We start from the raw sequence: 22147 nt of genomic DNA, 5'->3' as shown, positions 1-22147 counted from the left end.
AGAAAGGTGACGACGATGTCCCCCACCCCACGGCGCCACGCGGCGCTGCTGGCCGCGGCCCTCGCCGCGGCCGGCCTGACCGTGCTGTCCGGCGGCACTCCCGCCGCGGCCGCGACCTGCCCCACGACGGCGTCCGGCGGCGCGAGCGTGCCGTTCCGGACCGTCGAAGCCGAGTGTTCGGCGACCAACGGCTCGGCCGTCGGCCCCGACTACACGCAGGCCAGCATCGCCTCGGAAGCCTCCGGGCGACAGGCGGTGAAGATCACCACCGGCCAGTACGTCGAGTTCACGCTGCCCGCCGCGGCCAACTCGATCAACGTCCACTACAACCTGCCCGACGGCTCGTCCGGGCGGCTTTCGGTGTACGTCAACGGGACCAAGCTCGGCAGCGGGCTTTCGGTGACGTCCCGGTATTCCTATGTGGACACGGGCTGGATCCCGGGTGCCAAGACGCACCACTTCTTCGACGACGCCCGGCTCCTGCTGGGCCAGAACCTCTCCGCCGGGGCGAAGGTCCGGGTGGCCGCCGACTCCGGTGACGTCGGCCAGGCGACCATCGACCTCGCCGACTTCGAGCAGGTCGGCGGCGCGGGCACGCAACCGGCGAACGCGCTGTCGGTGACCGACTACGGCGCCACGGCGAACGACTCCTCCGACGACTCGCAGGCGTTCCGCAACGCGCTTTCGGCGGCCCGTTCGCAGGGCCGGGAGGTCTGGGTGCCGTCCGGCCGGTTCGAGATCGGCTCGGCGCTGCAGATCGACCAGACGACCGTCCGCGGCGCGGGCCAGTGGTACACCGTGCTGCACGGCAACAACATCTTCAACAACGGCAGCGCGTCCGGGAACATCAAGCTGTACGACTTCGCGGTGTTCGGCGACGTGACCGAACGCAACGACGGCAGCCCGGACAACGCGTTCCACGGCGTCCTCGGCAACGGCTCGGTCGTGAGCGGCCTGTGGATCCAGGACACGAAGTGCGGCCTGTGGCTGATGAACGGCGCGTCGTCGAACCTCACCATCGAGAACAACCGCATCCTCGACACGCAGGCCGACGGCGTCAACTTCGACGGTGCCGTCACGAATTCGGCGCTGCGCAACAACTACCTGCGCAACAACGGCGACGACGGCCTCGCGCTGTGGTCCAACGGCCAGGCCGACTCGGGCAACACGATCGCGAACAACACGGTCGTGCAGCCCAACCTGGCCAACGGCATCGCGCTGTACGGCGGCTCGAACAACACCGTGAGCGGCAACCTCGTCCAGGACACCAACGCCCTCGGCGGCGGCTACCTGGTGGCGAACCGGTTCAATTCGGTGCCGCTGTCCGGCACGGTGACGCTGTCGAACAACACGGCACTGCGGGCCGGGGCGCTCGACCCGAACTGGCAGTTCGGCGTCGGCGCGCTGTGGTTCGACGCCCGCGACCAGGCGATCACCGGCGTGACCATCCGCGTCACCGGGTTCACCGCGATCCAGAGCCCGTACGAGGCCATCCAGTTCATCGACGGCAACGGCGCGGGCAAGCCGATCCAGGGCATCACCATCGACGGCGTCTCGGTGCAGGGCGTCGGCACGTTCGTGGCGCAGTCCCAGACGCAGGGTTCGGTGTCGATCAGCAACCTGACGGCCTCCGGCGTCGGCGTGACCGGGACGTACAACTGCCCCTACCCGGCGTCGATCCCGAAGATGACGTTCACCGGCTCCGGCAACAGCGGCTGGACCGGCACCTGGAGCGACTGCTCGACGTGGCCCGCGCCGAACTCGGGGCCCCCGCAGCCGCCGCAGTCCGGCACCAACCTCGCCCGGGGCAAGGCGATCAGCGCGTCCGGGTCCCAGGGCGGCTTCCCGCCGTCGAACGCGAACGACGGCGACGCCAACAGCTATTGGGAGAGCACGAACAACGCCTTTCCGCAGACGCTGACGGTGGACCTGGGCGCGGCGGCGTCGATCAACAAGGTGACGCTGAAGCTGCCGCCGTCCTCGGCGTGGGGCACTCGCACCCAGACGGTGACGATCTCCGCCAGCACCGACGGCGGTTCGTACACGACGCTGGTGGGTTCGCGCGGCTACACGTTCGACCCGGCTTCCGGCAACACGGCGTCGGTGTCGTTCACGGCGACGTCCCAGCGGTTCGTGCGGCTGACGTTCACCGGCAACACCGGCTGGCCCGCCGGCCAGGTGTCGGAATTCGAGGTGGCCGCGGCCTAGTTTTGACAGCCGCAGTGTGACAGCCGCAGTGTGACGAAAGCGCACGGCGGCTCGACGGTTCCGCACGAGAACCGCCGGGCCGCCGTGCGCTGCATTAGCATCGCCCGGGAGATCATCCCGGGGAGGACCAGTGCCGCGTCTGCTGCTCGTCGAGGACGACGAACCGCTGGCGGAGGCGCTTTCGCTGGCCTTGGGCGCGCTGGGTCACGACGTCGTCCACGCCCCCACCGGCGAGCACGCGCTGAGCGCGCTGGGCGACGCCGAGTTCGTCCTGCTCGACGTCATGTTGCCCGGCATCGACGGCTTCGAGGTCTGCCGCCGCATCCGGGCCCGCAGCCGGCTGCCGATCGTGCTGCTGACCGCGCGCGGCGACCCGATCGACGTCGTCGCCGGGCTCGAATGCGGCGCCGACGACTACGTGGTCAAGCCGGCGGAGCCGCGGGTGCTCGACGCGCGGATCAAGGCGATCGGCCGCCGCGCGCGCCCCGCCGTGCCCGAAGCCGGGCTGCTGCGCGTGGGCGGGCTGGAGATCGACGCCGCCGCGATGAGCGTCACCCGCGACGGCGAGGAACTCGCGCTGACCGCCACCGAGATCCGGCTGCTCGTCGAGTTCGCCGAGCACCCGAACCAGGTGCTGAGCCGTCAGGTGCTGCTCAAGCGCGTCTGGGACTACGGCTACGTCGGCGACTCGCGGATCGTCGACGCGGCGGTCGCGCGGCTGCGGGCGAAGGTGGAGGACGACCCGGCGAACCCGGTGCTGCTGCGGACGGTCCGCGGCCTGGGCTACCGCCTGGTGACGAGGTGAGGCTTCCCGCGATCAGCCTGCGGACGCGGATCGTCGCGGCGATCGTCGGGGTGACCACGACGGCGACGGCGGTGATGGCGTACTCCGCCTACCAGGTGCAGGCGAACGAGGCCGTCGGCCGGTTCGCCTGGTCGGCCGTGCGGAACACGGCGGCCGACCGGAAGGTGCTCCTGGAGTTCACGCAGGAGGAGCCCGCCGGCTGGCTCGGCGACGTCCCCGATCGGCTCAGCCCCGACCCGGACTGGGCTCTGGTGTTCGACCGGCGCGGATCCGGCCTCGAAGTCGTGCGGGGGGCCACCGGGTACGAAGGACTCATCCCGGTTCCGGACAAGCTCACGATGCTGGGAACCGTGCGGGACGAGCTGTTCCCGCCCGGCAAGGGTCCCGATCAGCTCACGACGGCCTACACGAGCGTGCCGCGGACCGGCCGGAAGGTGTTCGTGGTCAACGCGAACCTGCCGAAGGACGGCTACCACCTCGTCGAGTTCTTCGACTTCAGCCGGTTCGACGACGACCTGACCGCGCTGCGCTGGAAGCTCGTCCGCATCGCGCTCGGGGTGAGCGTGCTCGGCGTCGGCGTGGCGCTGCTGATCGGGCGCCGGATCCGCCGTCCGATCAAGGCGTTGTCCGCGGCGGCCGACGAACTGGGCGCGGGCGCGCTCGGCACCCGGGTGCCGGTCAAGGGCCGGGACGAGGTGGCCGCGCTCGCCGCGTCGTTCAACACGATGGCCGCGCGGCTCGGCGAGTCCATCGACGAGCTGCACGCGAAGGACCGCCAGCAACGGCGGTTCGTCGCCGACGTCGCCCACGACCTGCGGACCCCGCTCGCCTCGATGATCGCCACCGTCGACACCCTCGACCACGCCGAGCCCGCCACCCGCACCCGCGCCGCCGACATCCTCGGCACCCAAGCCCGCCGGCTGGCCAAGCTCGTGGAGGACCTCCTGGAAATCGTCCGGTTCGACGCCGGGAAGGCCGACCTGCGAGTGGCGCCCGTCGACCTCGCCGACCTGGTCGCGGACGCCGCCGACGTCACCGGCGTCGAGGCCGCCGTGACGGCGAGCGGGGACGTCACGGTCGTCGCCGATCCGCGGCGGGTGCACACCGTGGTGGCGAACCTGCTGAGCAACGCCGTCCGGCACGGCGCCGCGCCGGTCACGGTCACCCTCGACGGCACCGGCGACGACGTCGTCGTGCGCGTCGCCGACGCCGGTCCCGGTGTCGGCGACGACCTGCTGCCGATCCTGTTCGACCGGTTCACCCGCGGCGACCACGCGCGTCAGGCGACCGAGGGCAGCGGGCTCGGGCTGGCCATCGCCCGGGAGAACGTGCTGGCGCACGGCGGCTCGCTCGCGGTGCACAACGACGGCGGTGCCGTGTTCACCGTGCGGCTCCCCCGGGGCGCCGCGAACGCCTGACCGGTCAGCTCGCGCGGGTGCTGCGCGTCGAAGTACGGCAGCGGCAGGTAGGCGAGGAGCACCGCGACGGCGAGCAGGGGGAGCGGGCGAAGAGCTGGGCTCAGCCACAGCATCACGGCGAAGTTGACGGTGAGCAGGAAGCCCCAGCGCGCCCAGTCCCAGCCGGCGAAGGCGAGCAACACCGGCGCCGCGACCGCCGCGACGGCGAGCGCGTCGAGGCGTTGCAGCACGGCGCCGAGCACGACCACGGCGAAGATCGGGGCCACGCACACCAGGACCCCGGTGATCGAATACAGCTGCCAGCTCTGGCTCTGGGTGCGTTCGAACAAGGCCAGCGCGTCGGCTCGCGGGGTGAAGTCCGCGGTGGCCAGCGCGATTTCGAGGCGTTCGACCGCGCCCGGGCTCGACGCCGGGAGCGCGAGCACGGCGAGCTCCGCGACGACCGGCGTCACGAGCAGCTTCGCCGTGCTCCGCACCGAGAACCGCCGCAGCAGCACGACCGCGAAGACCGGGAGGACGGTGAGCGCCGCGATCTCGTGGGTGAACACCGCCGCCGTCATCAGCCCGGAGGCCACCGCGGGCCGGCGCGGCAGCTGCCCCAGCGCCGCGAACAGCAGCAGGTACAGGACCTGGTCGAAGTAGCCCGCCTCGTGGAAGAGGAACCCGCCCGACGGCAGCAACAGCCAGCCGACGACCAGGAGCTTCCGGCCCGGGTGCCGGGCGCGGGCGAACGCGACGGCCACCACCCCGAGCACCGCCGCGAGGCCGGCGAACGCGGCGGTCGCGAACACCCAGTACGCGTACCCGGTCGCGACGGCGAGCGGGTGCAACAGCGTGCCGACGAGGAACCGGCGGTGGAACCCGCCGGTCAGGGAAACGGCTTCGAGCGTCACGGCCCAGTCGCCCGGCAGGCGGAACCCGCGGTAGGCGGCGAGGAGCAGGGCGAGCGCGAAGAGCGCGTTGAGGCCGCGGGTGGTGGTGGCGCGGTCGAGGGTGCTGGTCACGCCGGCCAAGCTAGGAACGGGATGTGCGCGCCCGATGACCGTCGTTCACCGGTTCCGTGCCGGTTCCGCACGTCGTACTTTTGCACTCGGTTGCTGTAAAGTTTCAGCCATGACGCGTCGTCTTGCCGAAGTCGCCCGCCAGGTCGGGGTCAGCGAAGCCACGGTCAGCCGGGTGCTCAACGGCCGGTCCGGGGTGTCCGCCAGCACCCGCGCCGCCGTGCTCACCGCGCTGGACGTGATGGGCTACGAGCGGCCCACCCAGCTGCGGGGCGAGCGCGCCCGGCTGGTCGGGCTGGTGCTGCCGGAGCTGCAGAACCCGATCTTCCCGGCGCTGGCCGAGATCATGGGCAACGCCCTCGCCCAGCAGGGGTTCACGCCGGTGCTCTGCACGCGGACGGCGGGCGGGGTGTCCGAAGCGGAGTACGTCGAGCTGCTGCTGCAGCAGCAGGTGTCGGGCGTGGTGTTCGCCGGCGGCCTGTACGCACAGGCGGACGCGGTCCACTCGCACTACCACCACCTCGTCGAGCGCCGGTTGCCGACGGTGCTGATCAACGCCGCGGTCGACCACCTCGGCCTGCCCCAGGTCTCGTGCGACGACGCGGTGGCCGTCGAGCAGGTCGTCGGCCACCTGAGCTCACTCGGGCACGAGAAGATCGGCTTGGTGCTCGGCCCGTCGGACCACGTGCCGTCGCAGCGCAAGCTCGAGGCGTTCCGTTCGTACGCGGCGAAGCTGGGGTTGCCGGTGCTGGACGAGCTGGTCGAGCACGGGATGTTCTCGATCGAGGGCGGCCACGCGGCGGCAGCCCGCCTGTACCCGCGCGGAGCGACGGCGGTGCTGTGCGCAAGCGACCTGCTGGCGCTCGGCGCGGTCCGCGCGGCCCGGCGCCAGGGCCTGTCGGTGCCGGAAGACATCTCGGTGGTCGGCTACGACGACTCGGCCCTGATGAACTGCACCGACCCGCCCCTGACGACCACCCGCCAGCCGATCGAGGCAATGGGCCGCGCGGTGGTGGAACTGCTGGTCAAGCGCATCAACGGCGGCGAGGTGGCGGCGGAGGAACTGCTGTTCGCCCCGGAACTGGTGGTCCGCGGGTCCACGGCCCGCCGCATCGCCTGACCCGAGTCCCGCCCCGACCCGCCAGGCACGCGACCCGACCGGGTGGGTACGCGAGTCGACCCTCTGATCACGGGAGTCGACCCTCTGATCACGCGAGTCGACCCTCTGATCACGCGTGTCGACCCTCTGATCACGCGAGTCGACCTCCTCGTCACGGGGTTCGGAACACCCGGCCGGCGAACTCGCGTACCTGAACGGTCGACTCGCGTGTCTGAACGGTCGACTCGCGTGCTTGGAGGGTCGACTCGCGCGTCTGGAACGTCCGCACGCGGCGGGCGTAGGTGCCGGCAAGCAGCGCGACAGCCTGCGGGTCGTCGCGCTTTTCGTGCGCGTCGCCGGAAGGCGCGTCGTTGGCTTGCCGGCCGTCGCGCTCTTTTGCGCGCCCTCCCTCGCCCCGTAGCGAAAACACCCGCGCCGTCTCCCTGGGGACAGTTCGCGGCCTGTTCGTAACTTGCAGATTCTCGTCGGCTTATTGCGCCGATCCGGTCTACCACTTTAGAGTGACCGCAATCACGTGACAGCCGTCGCGACCCCGAGAAGAGGCTTGAGATGAGCAGTCCCTGGTCCAGAACCCTCGCCCGCCGGACGTTGTGCCTGCTGGCCGCGGGCGGTCTCGCCGTCACCGTCGCCGCCTGCGGTGACGGTGATACCGGCACCCAGGCCGGTGGCAAGGTGAAGATCACCGTCACCGGCCAGCCGCCGACCAGCCAGCCGTTCGAGCGCAGCGTCTTCGACGCCGACGTCAAGGAGTTCGAGGCGGCGCACCCGAACATCGACATCGATCCGCACGAAGGCTTCATGGACCCGAAGACCTTCTCCGCGAAGCTCGCCGGCGGGCAGCTCGAAGACGTCTACTACGTCTACTTCACCGATCCCGCGCAGATCATCGCCCGGCACCAGGCCGCCGACATCACGGAAGCCGCGAAGAGCGTCCCGCACATCAACGACATCAAGCCGGAACTACTCGACAACTTCCGCGACGCGAACGGCAAGCTCTACGGCCTGCCGACCATGAACTACACCATGGGCCTGCTCTACAGCCGCCCGCTGTTCCAGAAGGCCGGGCTCGACCCGGACAAGCCGCCGCAGACCTGGGACGAGGTCCGCGCGGACGCGAAGAAGATCGCCGCGCTGGGCAACGGCGTCGTCGGGTACGCCGACTACAGCAAGAACAACCAGGGTGGCTGGCACATGACCGGCTGGCTCTACTCGATGGGCGGCGACATCGCCCGCAAGGACGGCGACAAGTGGGTCGCCGACTTCGCCAACGAGAAGGGCAAGCAGGCCCTCCAGTACTTGCACGACATGCGCTGGACCGACAACTCCATGGGCGCGAAGCAGCTCCTGGAAGCGCAGGACGTCCAGCGGATGATGGGCGCCGGCCAGCTCGGCATGTACATGGCCGCCCCGGACAACGTGCCGGTGCTGGTCAAGCAGTTCAACGGCAAGTACGAGGACTACGGCATCGCGGGCATGCCCGGCGGCCAGGGCACCCTGCTCGGCGGCGAGGGCTACATGATCAACCCGAAGGCGTCGCCGGAGAAGGTCAAGGCCGGCCTCGAGTGGATCCAGTGGAAGTACCTCAACCCGGACCGCTTCGAGAAGCACATCCAGCAGTACGTCGACGGCAAGCAGCCGGTCGGCCTGCCCGCCGAACCCACCCCGGACGTCTGGACCGGCGCCGTCCGCGAGCAGCAGCTGGCCCTGAAGGCCAAGTACGCCAACGTCCCCGCAGCCAACTATAAGTCCTATGTGGACACTACCAGCAAGATCAAGGGCAGCATCGAGCCGCCGAACGCGCAGCAGATCTACGCCGCGCTCGACAGCGTGATGCAGGCCGTCCTCACCGACCAGAACGCGAACCTCGACCAGCAGCTGTCGTCGGCCGCCTCGAAGGTCAACAGTGTCCTCGCCCAGGTCAAGTAGCCTGCTCGCCTGGCCCGCGGCGAAACCGTCGCGGGCCGGGCGCCCGGCCGCCACGCGGGTGAACCGCACCAGGCTCCGCCGCAAGCTCAAGGAGAACCTCACCGCGTACGGCCTCCTCTGCGCCGCGCTCGTGGTGTTCGCGCTGTTCTCCTGGTACCCGATCGTGCGCGGGGTGCTGCTGAGCTTCCAGCAGGTCGACTTCGTCAACGCGCCGACCTGGGTCGGGTTCGGCAACTTCGCGAAGCTGTTCGACGACCCGCTGTTCGGCGTCGCCTGGCGCAACACGCTGCTGTTCACCGGGCTCGCGCTCGTCTTCGGCTTCGCCGTCCCGTTCCTCACCGCGGTGCTGCTGAACGAACTGCGCCACGCCAAGGCGTTCTTCCGGCTCGCCGTCTACCTGCCGGTGATGCTGCCGCCGGTGGTCACGGCGCTGATGTGGAAGTGGTTCTACGACCCCGGTCCCGGCCTGTTCAACTCCGCGCTCGGCGCGGTCGGCCTGCCCGGCGGCCAGTGGCTCGACTCGAGCGGCACGGCGATGCTGTCGCTGGTGTTCGTCTCGACGTGGGCCAACATGGGCAGCACCACGCTGATCTACCTGGCCGCGCTGGGCACGATCCCCGGCGAGCTCTACGAAGCCGCGGAGCTCGACGGCGCCGGGTTGTGGAAACGCCTGCGGCACGTGACGTTCCCGCAGACCCGGTTCGTCCTGCTGGTGCTCCTGCTGCTGCAGGTCGTCGCGACCATGCAGGTGTTCACCGAGCCGTACGTAATGACCGGTGGCGGCCCGGACGACTCGACGGTGACCGTGCTCCTGCTGCTCTACCGCTACGCCTTCGTCTACAACGACTTCGGCTCGGCGAGCGCGATGAGCCTGCTGCTGTTCGTGGCGCTCGGCGTGTTCTCCGCCTGGTACGTCCGGCTGACGCGGAAGGCGGACCAGTCATGAGGACCCTCGTTTCCCCCGGTGCGCTGCGCAGCCCGCGCGGCAAGCTGGTCTACGGCGTCGTCTTCGCCTGCACCCTGGTGGTCTTCATCCTGGCGTTCATGTTCCCGCTCTACTGGGCGGTGACCGGCGCGCTGAAGTCGCCGCAGGAACTGGCGCAGACACCGGCGACGCTCGTCCCGCACGAGTGGCACCCGGAAACCTTCGCCGACGCGTGGGACCAGCTGAACCTCGGCAAGTACTTCCTCAACACCCTCGTCGTCGCCGGCGGCGCGTGGCTGGCGCAGCTGGCCATCGACGTCCCGGCCGCGTTCGCGCTGTCGAAGCTGCGGCCCAAGTTCGGCAACGTCGTGCTCGGGCTGATGCTCGCCACGCTCATGCTGCCCGCGACGGCGCTGCTCGTCCCGACGTACGTGACGGTGACGGACCTGCCGCTGCTGCACCTCAACCTGATCAACTCGCCGGCCGCGGTCTGGCTGCCGGCGGCGGCGAACGCGTTCAACATCTACCTGCTGAAACGGTTCTTCGACCAGATCCCGGACGAGCTGATCGAAGCGGCGCGCATCGACGGCGCCGGGCCGGTGCGCACGCTCTGGCGGATCATCCTGCCGATCTCGCGGCCGATCCTGGCCGTGGTGTCGATCCTCGCGGTGGTCACCGCGTGGAAGGACTTCATCTGGCCGCTGCTGGTGTTCCCGGACACCGAAAAGCAGACGCTCTCGGTGATGCTGCAGCGGGTGGCGATCGACATGCCGCTCAACGTGCTCGTCGCCGGGATGGTGCTGGCCAGCCTGCCGATGGTGGCCCTGTTCCTCGCGTTCCAGCGGCAGATCCTCGCCGGGCTGACCGCCGGCGGCATCAAGGGCTGAGCCCCATTCCCCGACTACCCGGAGGAGCATTTCGTGACCGACAAGACCGGCTGGTGGCGGAGCGCGGCGATCTACCAGGTGTACATCCGCAGCTTCGCGGACGGCAACGGTGACGGCGTGGGCGACCTCGCCGGCGTCCGCGCCCGGCTGGACCACCTGGCCGACCTGGGGATCGACGCGATCTGGTTCACCCCGTGGTACCCGTCCCCGATGGACGACGGCGGCTACGACGTCGCCGACTTCCGCGACATCGAGCCGCTGTTCGGCACCCTCGCCGAGGCGGAAGCGCTGATCGCCGAGGCCCACACGCGGGACATCCGCGTGATCATCGACATCGTGCCCAACCACTGCTCCGACGAGCACCGCTGGTTCCAGGCCGCGCTGGCGGCGGGCCCGGGTTCGCCGGAGCGGCAGCGGTTCTGGTTCCGGCCCGGCCGGGGCCCGGACGGGGCCGAGCCGCCGAACAACTGGAAGTCCCGCTTCGGCGGGTCCGCGTGGACGCGCGTGCCCGACGGCGAGTGGTACCTGCACCTCTACAGCTCCCGGCAGCCCGACTTCAACTGGGACAACCCGGAGATCCGCACCGAGTTCGAGGACGTGCTGCGGTTCTGGTTCGACCGCGGGGTGGACGGCTTCCGCATCGACGTCGCCGACGGGCTGGTCAAGGACCCGCACCTGCCCGACGTCGACGACGGCGACGAGACGCCGTTCTCCGACCAGGAGGCGCTGCACGAGATCTACCGGTCGTGGCGCAAGATCGCCGACAGCTACGGCGGTGAGCGCGTGCTCGTCGGCGAGATGTGGCTGCCGGACATGTCGCGGGCGGCGCGGTACCTGCGCCGCGACGAGCTGCACTCGGCGTTCAACTTCGACTTCCTGGTCTGCCCGTGGGATTGCGCGCGCTTCCGGGACGTCATCACGCGCACGCTGCGCGCGCACGACGAAGTCGGCGCCCCGGCGGCGTGGGTGCTGTCGAACCACGACGTCACCCGGCACGTCACGCGCTACGGACGGCAAGGCGACACCGGGTTCAGCTTCGCGAACCGGCTGCACGAGCTGCCGGTCGACCGCGAGCTGGGCACCCGGCGGGCCCGGGCGGCGGCGCTGCTGACGCTGGCGCTGCCGGGCGGGCTGTACGTCTACCAGGGCGAAGAGCTGGGGCTCTGGGAAGTCCTGGACATCCCCGACGAGCTGCGCCAGGACCCGGTCTTCGCCCGCACCCATGGCACCGACCCCGGCCGCGACGGCTGCCGGGTGCCGATCCCGTGGTCCGGCGACGAGCCCCCGTTCGGCTTCGGCAGCGGGGACGCGTGGCTGCCGCAGCCGGCCGCCTGGAGCGCCTACACGGCCGAGGCGGAGGCGGCGGATCCGGCGTCGATGCTGTCGCTGTACCGCTCCGGGCTGCGGATCCGCCGCGAACTGCCCCCGGGCCCGCTGGACTGGCTGTCGCTCGGCGAGGGGGTGCTGGCGTTCCGGATCGGCCCGGGGTTCACGTTCGCGCTGAACTTCTCGGCCGCGCCGGTCCCGCTGCCCGACGGCGAGATCCTGCTGGCCAGCGGGCCGGTCGACGGCGAGCTGCCCACGGACACCGCCGTCTGGCTCCGCTCCTGACGGCTCGCCGGCGGCTCACGAAATCGGTTGCCCGGAACGCGGGCGTCGGGGATGGTCGGGCAGTGTCCGAAGCGCACTTGGCCGTCCCCGGCGAGCCCTACCACCAGTCGTTCCTCGCCGCCCTGCGCGAGTTCCACGAAGAGGGGCTGCTCACCGAGCTGCGGCCGGGCGACCTCGCCGAGCCCGAGGCGTTCCGGACCTGGCTCGAACACCTGCGCTGGGCCGGTCTCCTGGGGCGGGCGGACAACGCGCGGGACCAGTCGCCCCACCGCATGTTCTGGTGGGTCGAGGGAACGCGGTTCCTCGGCCGGGCCCGGCTCAGTCTCCGGCTCACCCCGGAGCTGACCGAGTTCGGCGGCCACATCGGCTACGACATCCGCCCGAGCGCCCGCGGCCGGGGCCACGCGACGGCGCTGCTGCGTGCGGTGCTGGCCACCGCGGGCGAGGCGGGCATCGACCGTGCGCTGCTGACCTGCGCCCCGGACAACCACGCCTCGATCCGCGTGATCGAGCGCAACGGCGGCGTCCTCGACGGCACCAGCAAGGCCGGACGCCTGCGGTACTGGTGCCCTGCTTCGTGAGCCCCGGTCACGCGTTGGGCGCAAAGGTCCAGACCGCGCGCGGACCGGGGCCGACGGTGAGGGTGGAGTTGCCGATCTTTTCGCTGTGCGCCCGGGGCATCGGTGCGAGCAGTGCCATGTCCACCTGACGCAGCCCGGCGGCCGCCCGTGGCACCGCGTCGAACCGCAGCACCGTACCGCCGCCCACGGCGACCACGCTGCCGGGTTCTTCACGCACGGTGTAGCCGCCCGCCCGCAGCAGGGGCACGCTGCCGGCGAGGTCGTTCGCGGTGACGGCGACCCGGACCGCGGTGAGGTCGCGCAGGTGCCCTGCGCGGTAGTAGTCGTCGAGGTACCGCTCACGGCTGACGTCACCCGGGTGGGCCGCAGGCCCGCTCTTGCTGCGTGGGTCGGCGAAATACGATTGTTCGTACTCCATCCCCCAAATCCGGCACGTGTCATAAGTCTGACCGGGGTACACGGCCCGGAACCAGGGAACCACCACGCCGTCGCCGAAATCGCGGGTCTGCCGGCGCTCCACCGGCGTGGGCACCCCGAGCACCGGCAGCCTGCCGGCGACCGCGGCCAGCTCGCCCGCGCGCTCCACGGACAGGCCCACCCCCGCCGAGCCGAGCTCAGCTTCCTGACCGGGCACGTCGCCGACCTTGAACAGCTCCAGGTACGTCGTCCGGCCCATCAGGTACCAACCGGTCCAGGTCCGGCTGTCGTCCGTCGTGGTACGCGGGTGGCAGCCGGCGAACGTCCGCAGGTACTCGGACTTCCCGACGGCGTCGGCGGTCACCGCGTCCAGCACGCCGTAACAGTGGTTGAGCTGCAGCAGCTGCCGGTCTTGCCCCGCGGTGCGGCTCCGCGGGACACCGACGGCGCGGCTTTCAGGCATCCAGCTGCCACTCGTCGCCGTGCACCAGCGGAACCGCGGTGCCACCCGGCTCGATGCCGTCCACCTCCACCTCCGGACCACCGACCATGAAGTCCAGGTGGATGCTGGACTGGTTGATGCCGATTTCCCGCAGGGCCACCGGGTCGTTCGCCGGCGCGTTCTCCACCGCGAACGGCGCGCCGTTGCCGAGAGCCAGGTGACACGTCGCGTTTTCGTCGAGCAGCGTGGTCCGGAAGAGCGTGTTCAGCCTGCCCACCCTCGATGTCGCGTCGACCAGGGCCACCTCGCCGAACCGGGTCGCCCCTTCGTCCCGGGACATCAGCTGGTGGATCGTTTTCTCGCCGGCGGACGCGCTCGCTTCCTCCACCTTTCCGCCCGCGACGCGCAGGGTCAGGTCCCGCACCTCGACGCCGCCCGCGTAGAGGGGCCGGGTGGCGCGGACGACGCCGTCGGCGCGCCGGAGGTCCGGGACCGTGCCGATCTCCTCGGTCGGCAGGTTGGGCAGGTGCTTCTGCCCCCATTCCGTCTCGAAGACCGCGGCTCCCCAGCGCGCGGCCTGCAACAGGCCGACCGTCAGGTCGGTACCGGGTCCGCGGAACCGGATGGCGTCGAAGTGCCGCTCGGTGATGGCCCTCGCCCGCGCTTCCAGCCGCGCCATGTGCTCCTGCCAAGCCGCGACCGGGTCCGGCTCGTCCAGCCGCACCGCTCGCTCGATCAGCCCCCACAACCGATCGACGTCGGGTTCACCGAACAACGCTTCGGCCCACCCTTCGGTCGGGCACGCGATGATCGACCAGGCGACCGCACGCTCGTTGATGCCACGCAGGTGTTCCTTGCGGACGTCGATCGCGTCCGCGCGGGCGACCCGGCTGCCGTCCAAGCCCGCCATCGCGTTCGGGTCCGGGTCGCCGACGATCAGCATGCGGCACACGTGCCGGCGCCTGCCTTCTTCGAGCCGCATGACCTGCCAGGGCGGGGCCCAGCCCAGGCCCTCGTCGGCACCGAACTCCACCTGCGCGCGCAGGATCTGCTGGTCGTTGTACAGGACATCCACGTAACGGGCGCCTGCCTCGTATGCCGCGCGTGCCACGCTGCGGGCGAGTGGTGCGTGCTCCACCGCCGCCTCGACCAAGAGGTCCTGACCCGGCCGGAGACACACGCCGACCTCCACTGCCAGCTTCGCATAGCGGTTCAACCGCTCGACCGTGCTCACCATCGACCCGTCCCCTTGTTACATTCAGGTAAGATCCGCGAATTTGCCCGACAATACAACAGAAGAGTGGTAATGCGCTTCGTGCACTGTTTCTTGATCGTCCGCACGTGCATCCCCGCCGATCACGGTGATCACTATAGCGAGCCGACAGCCGGATACCTACGTGCACAACCGGAAACCATGATCAATTGCGGCAACCGGCGCCTGTCAGGTGATCAGAATTGTACACCCAAGAGAGCGTGCAATTAGTCCGAACGGCATATCGGTGAACGTTACCTTGGCATTCTGCAAGAGATCCTGCTAGCATCGGGGAGCGGTCACGGCTCGGTTCCGAGTCGCATGGGGACTGGGGCGGAAATCGCAAAATTTGAACCATCCATCAGAGGTAATTCACCTTTCGGAGGATCGAAATGGTCGAGTTTGAGCTGGACATCGTCGAGGACACGCAGGACTTCCCCGTTCTTCTCTGCACCTCGTACTGAGGGAACGGCTCGCCGATGACCTGTTCGGGCTTATCTGGAGGGGCCTGTCGAGAAGCCAGCTGATCCCTGGCACAGTTTCGATACGTTCTTGCGCGAGATTACTGTCGTACCCTTCGGTGTCGTGCGGCCGAAGGGTGATTCTGTCGTGGTAAATCGCGCAATTCCGCCCGAGCGGGCGTCAAACACGGCGAACTGAACGCGGACGGACAGGTCTCGTCACGAGGCCTGTCCGTCCGTCAGAACGGAGCATCTTTCGGTGAGCGCTACGCCGATTCTCGATGATCAGTTGTATCTGGGGTTGGATCACGTGGATGCCCGGTCCGGTCGTTTCGTGGGCGGGGCCTGCGACGACGTGCCCGAACGGGCAATGGTGCGGGCCCACGGCGAGGCCACCGAGCGGGCGAGTTTGATCGAGAACGGTCCGCTCATGGTCATCTCCCGGGGTGAGGCAGTGGAGCGGGGCCTTTCCCTGTTCACCCCGCACGAAATCCTCGAAGACGCCGAGGACTGGGTCCCGGCCCGGAGCGCCACGACCGGCGAGGCCGCCGGCGTGCCGGCGGACGCCGCCCTGCTCCGCAGGGTGAGCACGAAGCTGCGCGTACTGCCGTGGCGGCAGAGTTCGGTCGGTACGGCCGCACACCCGGACCGCGACGTCGCCGGCGTCAGCGGGATCCTGGAATGCCTGGAACGCCAGGCCATCCGGCGGGTGTGGGCGGGAACGGTCACGTTGGAGCCCGCCACCGAGCGGCTCGCCGAACTGATCCCGCCCGGGCTGGCGAAAGCGCTCGCGGACCGTCAGCTCGTCGCCCACGCCTGGGGTGTGCGGGAAACGGCGCCGATCCACGTCACGCTGGTCCTGGTCGGCCGGCATGACCGGGCCCAGGCGACCTTCGGCGCCGGTGCGGGGTTCACCCAGGGCCCCGCGCTGTTGCACGCGTTGCACGAGGCCGTGATGGTGCGGGCCTCGCTGGGGAATCCCGTCAACCGGAGCGAACCCGAATTCCTCCGCGGCGCCCGTTCGGCCGGTCACCAGGAGGCGTTCCTGTCCTTCCTTCGCCACCTCGAAAAGCCCGTCGGCGAGGCGAGCGACCCGGCCGCGATCACGCCCCCTGAACTGCCCGCCTTCGTCGAAGAACGTTTCGGTGTCGCGCCGCTGCTCATCGACGTGCCGTCGGTGAACGCCACCGCCGTCGTCAAGGCGGTCATCCCGTCGGCGGAGTTCCTGACGCCGCGGTCGGGCGGCGACTACATCGTCGCTCCGGGCTACCTGGAATAGCAGAAGGGATCCGAACGATGACTTCGACCGCCGCGAGACGCCCGGCGCTGACCGATTACCCCCGATCAGACGACACCGCATTGGCCACGCTGGAACTCTCCGACCACAACCGGACGATGGTGCTGCGGCGACGTGAGCTGTGGTCGACCTACCTGCGCGGCCACGGCAACCCGGACGCGGCGGTGGCCACGCGGTTCATCCCGCTGCTGCTCGAGCTGATCCTCACCCGCTCCGGCGAGGGGCTCCCGTTCGTGCCCGGTTCGTACTACCCGCCCGGTTTCCGTCAGCACGTCCTCGGTCACACCGCATTCCCGGACGACGCCATCGATCACCGGTTGAGCGCGAAGGACGAGAGCGGGCTGCCGTTCCTGGCGGAACTGCGCGCCATGCTGGAACCCGGCTCGGACGTCTCCGTAACGACTCTCACGTCCCTGGCACAGATCCTCAACGTGCTGGGGTTGTTCAGCGTCTCCGCCAAAGCGCTCGGCAAACGAGCCGCCGAAAGCGGCGACCCCGTCCTGACCTACGAAGTGGCCCGTTCGTACTACGGGCTCGTCACCGATTCGGACAAGGCGGCACAACCGTTCCACACGCTGGCGGCGGACACCGGAATTTCGCCGGGGACACGGCTGAGCGCCTACGGCAGGCTGATCGCGCACTACTGCCGGCGGCAGCGCGACCTCGACGAGTGCGCCGGGGTGGCCGCGGACGCGCAGGCGCTGATCGACGGCGTCGCGGCGGACACCTTCGACCTCCGCCTGTACGTCAGCCGGACCTACCGGGCACTCGCCTTGTACGCGGTGCGCCGTCGCGACATGGCGGACATCGCCGACAAGATGCAGCTCGCCATCGACCTCGCCAGAGGGCTGAGCGCCGCGGCGAGCACCCCGGCGGAGAAGGTGGCGGCCGCTCAGAACGAGCGGCTGAGCCTGGAGGCCAGTCTCAAGGCGTTCATCAACTCCAAGGGCCGCGCGATGGTCATCGACATGGAACCGGACGCGGCGGCCGGCCGGCTGCTCGAACTCGACCCGGGTGACCCCTACACGCAGCTCTACGCGGGCGACACGCTGTGGATGACCGGCCACGACGAACGCGCTCTCGAATGCTTCACGATGGGCGGCGCGCTGGGCACCTTCCCCGGTGCGCTGGCCGCCGCGCGCGCCGGCGTCGCCTTCGACGCACTGGGGCGCAAGGAAGAGTCGGAAACCTGGTTCGCGGTGGCCGCGGAGCTGGACCCCGCCGCCACGGCGGCCTGACCCCATGACGGAAGCAACCCGGCTCGTGGCCGATCTGCCCGACCGCTCGGACGCCGTCATCAGCGGGCTGTCGGACGCGTTCCGGCGGTCCCAAGTGGACTATCTGCCGGACTCGGTGTGCTGGTACCGGGACCGCTGGCTGGTCTCCACCGACGCGTGGGGAGACCGCCGGGTGGGACAGTTCGACCCGGACGCCGGTCGCTGGACCGAGTTCCCGGCGCCCGCCGGCTGGATCCGGCGGCCGATGTCGGCGGGCGGCGACCGGCTGAGCGTGCTGTGGCACGAGCACCAAGCCGACGACGGCCGGCAGCTAGCGCTGCGCGACGGCCGCTGGGACGTGCTCGAGGAGAACGTCGAGGAATCCGGGATCACCGACTGGGACGGCAGGCGCCTGGCTCATCGCAGCCCGGCGGGCAACGCGGCCGTCCTGACCGCCGCCGGCGAACCCGTCCAGGTGACGACGCAGCCGGACGGGAAGTCGGCCCTCACCGGCCCCGGGTGGCAGATCGGGGTTCCGCGTGGGGCCACGGTGTCGCACCTTTCGCCGTCACCGGACCGCGAGGCGGTGCTGGCGGTGATCCGCGGCGGTGCCAGCTACCAGCTCGTCGTCATCGCCGGCGGGACCGGCCGGGTGCTCAGCCCGCAGCCGCTGCGGAAGGTCGTCCTGCCGTCCTCCGCCTGGCTGGACGACACCCGGGTCGTGCTCTGCGCGGAGGAATGGCCGAGCATCGTTCCGTACGTCTGGGACTGGGCGAGCGGGCGGGTCGAGCCGGTGTGGGCACCCGGGACGATCGGATCCGTCCGGTCCGTGGCCGCCGCGCCGGACGGCACGTGTGCCGCGGCGGTCGGCACCCCCACCCTGCCGCGCACACTCCGGGCCCTCGACGACACGTCCTTTTCGGAGCCGGCGCCGGGTGGCGAGGTCCGCGCGGTCGTCGTGCGGCGGGGCGAGCAGCTGCTGCCGTGCCTGGTCCACGAGCCACTGGCCGCCTGCCGCGGCACCGCGTTCTTCGTCCCCGGTGGCCCGCACGTCCCGATGTGGGGCGAGTTCACCGCGCTCACGACGGCGCTGAACGAAGAGGGCTGGCGGGTCGTGCGGGTCAACCTGAGCTCGAGCGGTCTGCGCCAGCCCGAGTACCGGCCGAAGGGACCGGTCCGGTTCGGCGTGGACGACGTGGCGGACCTGGGCGTGGTGATCGAAGAGCTCGCCGACGGCCCGGTCGTCACCATGGGGATGAGTTACGGCGGTTACGTGGCGGCACTCGCGGGCGAGCTGTCGGACCGGTGCGCCGGGGTGGCTCTCCTCGGCGGCTTCCTGCACCACGACGACCTGGCCGGCACGGCACACCCCGGCGTGCGCCAGTTCGCCGAGTTCGCGTTCGCCGGCCGCGCCCCGCTCGGTACCGACCGGCTGCGCAAGCGCTATTTCATCGCGCACGGTGAGCTGGACGAGCGGATTCCGATGTCTGCCGTGCGGAGGCACCTCGGCCGGATGGACCAGCGGGCCGCTTTCGTGGAGCTCGACGGCGAGGGGCACGCCATCCGCACCGACCGTGGTGCTCGCCTGGCTTACCCGCCACTACTGGAGTGGATGAACGATGTACGCGGCGGCCGGGCACCGGCCGCGGGCCGCCGCGTTCGAGACGGCGTGGAGGAATCGTGAACGAACTGGTGAAGGTCCCGAAGCTCGTCGAGGTCGCCGAGAAGCGGGCCATGGAAGAGGACTTCCACATGTCCAGCGCCCGCGACACGGGGCAGCTGCTGCGCGCGCTCGCCGCGAGCAAGCCGGGCGGGCTGCTGCTGGAGATCGGCACGGGCGTCGGCGTCGGCGCGGGCTGGCTGCTCGACGGCATGGACCCCACCGCGCGGCTGATCACCCTGGAGGTGCATCCCGAAGCGGCGGAGATCAGCACGGAGATGCTGGCCGGCGACTCCCGCGTCGAGGTGGTGCACGCCGACGCGATCGAGTGGCTGCGGGCGTACGACGGCCCGCTCTTCGACATGATCTTCGTCGACGCCAGCGTGCCGAAGTACGAGGAGCGGGCGCTGACGCTGTCCCGGATCGCCCCGGGCGGGCTGTTCGTCTGCGACGACGTCATCTGGTCGGCGAGCTGGGATCCGGCCGTCCGGCCGAGCAAGGACCGGGTCGACAAGTTCCGGCTGGAGATCTTCGACGAGCCGGACTTCCACGTGCTGCTGATGGACTGGGGGCCCGGCGTCTGCGTCGCGACCCGGATCGCGGCCGATGTCGACAGCTGAAGACGACCGCGCGCTCCGCCGGGCGTTCGAGGCCGGGTTCGGCGGGACGATCGTCGACCGGTGGCATCCTGCGTACGACGATGCGCGTGGCGTGTGGAACGGGCTGGTGGACCGGCGGCCGGCCCTGATCGCCCGGTGCGCCGACGTGGCGGACGTGGTCGAAGCGGTGTGCGTGGCTGCCGAGCACCGGCCGCCGGTGAGCGTCCGGGGCGGCGGCCACCAGGTCGCCGGCAGCGCGGTGTGCGACGACGGGCTCGTGATCGACCTCTCGGCGATGACCGCGGTGCACGTCGACCCGGCGCGCCGGGTCGTGCGGGTGCAGGGCGGGGTGACCGTCGGCGAGCTGGACGCCGGGACACAGGTCTTCGGGCTGGCGCTGCCCGGCGGGGACGTGACGGGCACCGGCGTGGCGGGCCTCGCCCTGGGCGGCGGGATCGGCATGCTGACCCGGGCACACGGCCTGACCTGCGACCACCTGCGGTCGATGGAGATCGTGACGGCGGACGGCCGGGTCCGGACGGCGGGTCCGGACGAATACCCGGACCTCCTCTGGGCCGCGCGCGGCGGCGGCCGCGGTCTCGGCGTCGTCACCGGCATGGAGTTCGACCTCGTCACCCTCGGGCCGACGGTCTCCTATGCGGAGGTGTACTACTCGTCGGAGCAAGGGGATTCGGTGCTGCGGGCCTGGCGCGACGCGGTCGCGACCCTGCCGGACACGGTCTCGCCGATGGCGATCCTGCGCGGTATGCCGCCGTATCCCCAGGTACCTGAGGAGTTACGCGACACCCCCGTCATCGGCGTCGGCGCGGTTTACGCCGGCCCACCGGAGGAAGCGCAGGCGGTGCTCGCACCCTTGCGTCAGCTGGCCACCCCGCTGCTCGACGTGAGCGGGACTGTGGCCTACGAGCAGTCGCCCAGCCCGCCCGCCGGGATCCGGGCTTTCATGAAGTCACACTTCCTGGACGAGCTCACCGACGACGCGATCCGGACCCTGCTCGACCGGCAGGCGCGCTGCCCCGGCCCCGGCGCCGAGCTGGTGATCCGCACGATGGGCGGCGCCGTCCGGGACATTCCTGCGGACCGCAGCGCGTTTCCGCACCGCGCGGCGCAGTTCAACGTCAACGTCAACGCCATGTGGCGCGACACCGCGCTCGACGACGCGATCCTCGGCTGGTGCCGGACGAGCTGGACGGCGCTGGCGCCGCACGGCAACGGAGGTGTCTACCTGAACTTCTCGGGCTTGGCCGAAGATGCCGGTTCCGTGCGCGACGCCGTCTACGGCCCGAGCGCGGCCCGGCTGGACGCGATCCGCACCGAATTCGACCCGGAGGGACTTTTCGCGTGGGCCGCCCGTCAGCCGTGACCTCCCGCGCCGACCGGCTCCTCGCCCGGCTGATGGAGGCGTACGAGCAAGGGGCGCTGCCCGACGTCGACGCGGCGGCCTCGCAACTGGGGACCGCGCACCCCGAACTGCGAGCGTGGTCGGCCTACATCCGCGCCGGCGTCATGGCGTTGCGCGGTGCGCCGGAGGCCGGCCTGCGGCTGCTCGCCGACGCCGTCGAGCGCGGTGGCTGGTGGAGTCCGCAGCTGCTGGCCGATCCCGCGCTGGAGACCATCTGGCCGCTCGACCGTCAGGACATCCGCGCCAGGTCGGAGCGGCGCTGGCGGGCGGCGCAGGAGCGGGCCGAGGTGAGCTGGGAGATCATCCGCCCGGCCGCGCCGCCGTCCGCGGTCGTCGTTTCCTTGCACGGCAACGGTCCGGCGCCCGCGGATCTCTTCGCCTCGCTGTGGGCCGAACTGGGTTCGTGCGCGGCCTGCCTGGTGCGCTCACCGCAGCTGGCCGCCCGCGGGGTCCCCGAGTGGCGCGACCACGACCGGGCCGTCGCCGACGTCCGGACCGCCGCGCGGGCCGCACGGGCCGAATTCGGCCCGGAGGTGCCGCTGATCCTCGCCGGGCTCGGCGCCGGCGGCCGGATCGCGATCGAAGCAACCCTCACCGGTGCCGTGGCGGCGGACGGCGCCGTGGCGTTCGCACCGAACCTGCGGCCGCTCGGACCGGTTGCCGCAATCGAGCCGCGAATCTGCATTTTCCCTGGTGGGACCCCGGAATCGGTGGCCTCGTGCGAAAGCTTCGCAGGATGGGCCCGTACTCGCGGGATCGACTGTTTCCTCCGTTATGACAACGGGATGGGCCACGCGTTTCCGGCGCGTTTCGGTGCGGCGATGGAGGGGGTCCTCACCTCCGTTCTTCGGTAGTATCCCGTACGCGCGGGCGAAATTCGCTCGCCGGTTCGCAAGG

At 70.7% G+C, this 22147-nt stretch carries 18 protein-coding genes; 15 read left to right on the top strand and 3 right to left on the bottom strand.

The features are described 5' to 3' along the window. Window positions 1-15: 15 nt before the first annotated feature. From AB0M93_RS38090 to AB0M93_RS38075, 4 genes are all read left to right on the top strand, one after another. Entirely contained in the window at window positions 16-2208 is a 2193-nt protein-coding gene (locus AB0M93_RS38090; RefSeq protein WP_364283477.1) for a discoidin domain-containing protein, read from the top strand. A 130-nt stretch (window positions 2209-2338) separates the two neighbouring features. Further along, window positions 2339-3013, top strand: coding sequence for a response regulator transcription factor (locus AB0M93_RS38085; protein ID WP_364283474.1), 675 nt, complete (start codon window positions 2339-2341; stop codon window positions 3011-3013). Beyond that, window positions 3010-4431: a HAMP domain-containing sensor histidine kinase gene (locus AB0M93_RS38080; protein ID WP_364283473.1), complete on the top strand. Its 1422-nt coding sequence runs from the start codon at window positions 3010-3012 to the stop codon at window positions 4429-4431. The genes AB0M93_RS38085 and AB0M93_RS38080 overlap by 4 nt, the downstream gene beginning before the upstream one ends. Before the next feature lie 1113 nt (window positions 4432-5544). Then, entirely contained in the window at window positions 5545-6552 is a 1008-nt protein-coding gene (locus AB0M93_RS38075; protein ID WP_103352111.1) for a LacI family DNA-binding transcriptional regulator, read from the top strand. A 151-nt stretch (window positions 6553-6703) separates the two neighbouring features. Here the strand turns inward: AB0M93_RS38075 and AB0M93_RS38070 are convergent, their stop codons facing one another. Next, complete coding sequence (locus AB0M93_RS38070; protein WP_364283470.1) at window positions 6704-6961, bottom strand: hypothetical protein; 258 nt, start codon at window positions 6959-6961, stop codon at window positions 6704-6706. A 140-nt stretch (window positions 6962-7101) separates the two neighbouring features. On the opposite strand from AB0M93_RS38070, the gene AB0M93_RS38065 reads away from it, so the two are divergent. The 5 genes from AB0M93_RS38065 to AB0M93_RS38045 all read left to right on the top strand — a co-directional run bounded on the left by AB0M93_RS38065 (window position 7102) and on the right by AB0M93_RS38045 (window position 12482). Further along, complete coding sequence (locus tag AB0M93_RS38065; protein WP_364283467.1) at window positions 7102-8478, top strand: extracellular solute-binding protein; 1377 nt, start codon at window positions 7102-7104, stop codon at window positions 8476-8478. After that, entirely contained in the window at window positions 8456-9424 is a 969-nt protein-coding gene (locus AB0M93_RS38060; protein WP_364283464.1) for a sugar ABC transporter permease, read from the top strand. The genes AB0M93_RS38065 and AB0M93_RS38060 overlap by 23 nt, the downstream gene beginning before the upstream one ends. Continuing rightward, on the top strand, window positions 9421-10290 hold the full coding sequence (locus AB0M93_RS38055) for a carbohydrate ABC transporter permease (protein WP_364283461.1): 870 nt from the start codon (window positions 9421-9423) through the stop codon (window positions 10288-10290). Before AB0M93_RS38060 ends, AB0M93_RS38055 begins: the two co-directional genes overlap by 4 nt. A gap of 33 nt (window positions 10291-10323) precedes the next feature. Continuing rightward, complete coding sequence (locus AB0M93_RS38050; protein WP_364283458.1) at window positions 10324-11901, top strand: glycoside hydrolase family 13 protein; 1578 nt, start codon at window positions 10324-10326, stop codon at window positions 11899-11901. A gap of 62 nt (window positions 11902-11963) precedes the next feature. Continuing rightward, on the top strand, window positions 11964-12482 hold the full coding sequence (locus AB0M93_RS38045; protein ID WP_364283455.1) for a GNAT family N-acetyltransferase: 519 nt from the start codon (window positions 11964-11966) through the stop codon (window positions 12480-12482). A 7-nt stretch (window positions 12483-12489) separates the two neighbouring features. On the opposite strand, the gene AB0M93_RS38040 is transcribed toward AB0M93_RS38045, so the two are convergent. Both AB0M93_RS38040 and AB0M93_RS38035 read right to left on the bottom strand, forming a co-directional pair. Beyond that, the gene (locus AB0M93_RS38040) at window positions 12490-13362 is read right to left on the bottom strand and encodes a DUF5829 family protein (RefSeq protein ID WP_364283452.1); all 873 of its coding nucleotides are present in this window, start codon (window positions 13360-13362) and stop codon (window positions 12490-12492) included. Then, complete coding sequence (locus tag AB0M93_RS38035; RefSeq protein ID WP_364283449.1) at window positions 13355-14578, bottom strand: aminopeptidase; 1224 nt, start codon at window positions 14576-14578, stop codon at window positions 13355-13357. Before AB0M93_RS38035 ends, AB0M93_RS38040 begins: the two co-directional genes overlap by 8 nt. Before the next feature lie 810 nt (window positions 14579-15388). Between AB0M93_RS38035 and AB0M93_RS38030 the strand changes: the two genes are divergently transcribed. Genes AB0M93_RS38030 through AB0M93_RS38005 form a run of 6 tightly spaced genes read left to right on the top strand, consistent with a single transcriptional unit; the run spans window position 15389 to window position 22104 of the window. Further along, the gene (locus AB0M93_RS38030; protein WP_364283446.1) at window positions 15389-16333 is read left to right on the top strand and encodes a YcaO-like family protein; all 945 of its coding nucleotides are present in this window, start codon (window positions 15389-15391) and stop codon (window positions 16331-16333) included. Window positions 16334-16350: 17 nt separating this feature from the next. Then, window positions 16351-17589 carry a hypothetical protein gene (locus AB0M93_RS38025; RefSeq protein WP_364283443.1) on the top strand — a complete coding sequence of 413 codons (1239 nt, stop codon included), beginning with the start codon at window positions 16351-16353 and terminating at the stop codon, window positions 17587-17589. Window positions 17590-17593: 4 nt separating this feature from the next. Next, window positions 17594-19252, top strand: a complete 1659-nt coding sequence (locus AB0M93_RS38020; protein ID WP_364283440.1) for an alpha/beta fold hydrolase — start codon at window positions 17594-17596, stop codon at window positions 19250-19252. After that, complete coding sequence (locus tag AB0M93_RS38015) at window positions 19249-19848, top strand: class I SAM-dependent methyltransferase (protein WP_364283437.1); 600 nt, start codon at window positions 19249-19251, stop codon at window positions 19846-19848. The genes AB0M93_RS38020 and AB0M93_RS38015 overlap by 4 nt, the downstream gene beginning before the upstream one ends. Continuing rightward, a complete protein-coding gene (locus AB0M93_RS38010) occupies window positions 19835-21211 on the top strand; it encodes an FAD-binding oxidoreductase (RefSeq protein WP_364283434.1) in 1377 nt (458 codons plus the stop codon). Before AB0M93_RS38015 ends, AB0M93_RS38010 begins: the two co-directional genes overlap by 14 nt. After that, window positions 21190-22104, top strand: a complete 915-nt coding sequence (locus AB0M93_RS38005) for a hypothetical protein (protein WP_364283431.1) — start codon at window positions 21190-21192, stop codon at window positions 22102-22104. The genes AB0M93_RS38010 and AB0M93_RS38005 overlap by 22 nt, the downstream gene beginning before the upstream one ends. The last annotated feature ends 43 nt before the right edge of the window (window positions 22105-22147 follow it).

Source organism: Amycolatopsis sp. NPDC051102 (assembly GCF_040682815.1).
In the GTDB taxonomy this organism is placed as follows: domain Bacteria; phylum Actinomycetota; class Actinomycetes; order Mycobacteriales; family Pseudonocardiaceae; genus Amycolatopsis.
The sequence above is the reverse complement of the archived record's forward strand: the minus strand, read 5'-3'. Positions and strand labels throughout refer to the sequence as shown.

Bases quoted from the DNA above. Each gene is read 5' to 3' on its own strand.
- AB0M93_RS38090 (WP_364283477.1), top strand. From the start codon at position 16: ATGTCCCCCACCCCACGGCGCCACGCGGCGCTGCTGGCCGCGGCCCTC.
- AB0M93_RS38075 (WP_103352111.1), top strand. From the start codon at position 5,545: ATGACGCGTCGTCTTGCCGAAGTCGCCCGCCAGGTCGGGGTCAGCGAA.
- AB0M93_RS38065 (WP_364283467.1), top strand. From the start codon at position 7,102: ATGAGCAGTCCCTGGTCCAGAACCCTCGCCCGCCGGACGTTGTGCCTG.
- AB0M93_RS38055 (WP_364283461.1), top strand. From the start codon at position 9,421: ATGAGGACCCTCGTTTCCCCCGGTGCGCTGCGCAGCCCGCGCGGCAAG.
- AB0M93_RS38040 (WP_364283452.1), bottom strand. From the start codon at position 13,362: ATGCCTGAAAGCCGCGCCGTCGGTGTCCCGCGGAGCCGCACCGCGGGG.
- AB0M93_RS38035 (WP_364283449.1), bottom strand. From the start codon at position 14,578: ATGGTGAGCACGGTCGAGCGGTTGAACCGCTATGCGAAGCTGGCAGTG.
- AB0M93_RS38025 (WP_364283443.1), top strand. From the start codon at position 16,351: ATGACTTCGACCGCCGCGAGACGCCCGGCGCTGACCGATTACCCCCGA.
- AB0M93_RS38020 (WP_364283440.1), top strand. From the start codon at position 17,594: ATGACGGAAGCAACCCGGCTCGTGGCCGATCTGCCCGACCGCTCGGAC.
- AB0M93_RS38010 (WP_364283434.1), top strand. From the start codon at position 19,835: ATGTCGACAGCTGAAGACGACCGCGCGCTCCGCCGGGCGTTCGAGGCC.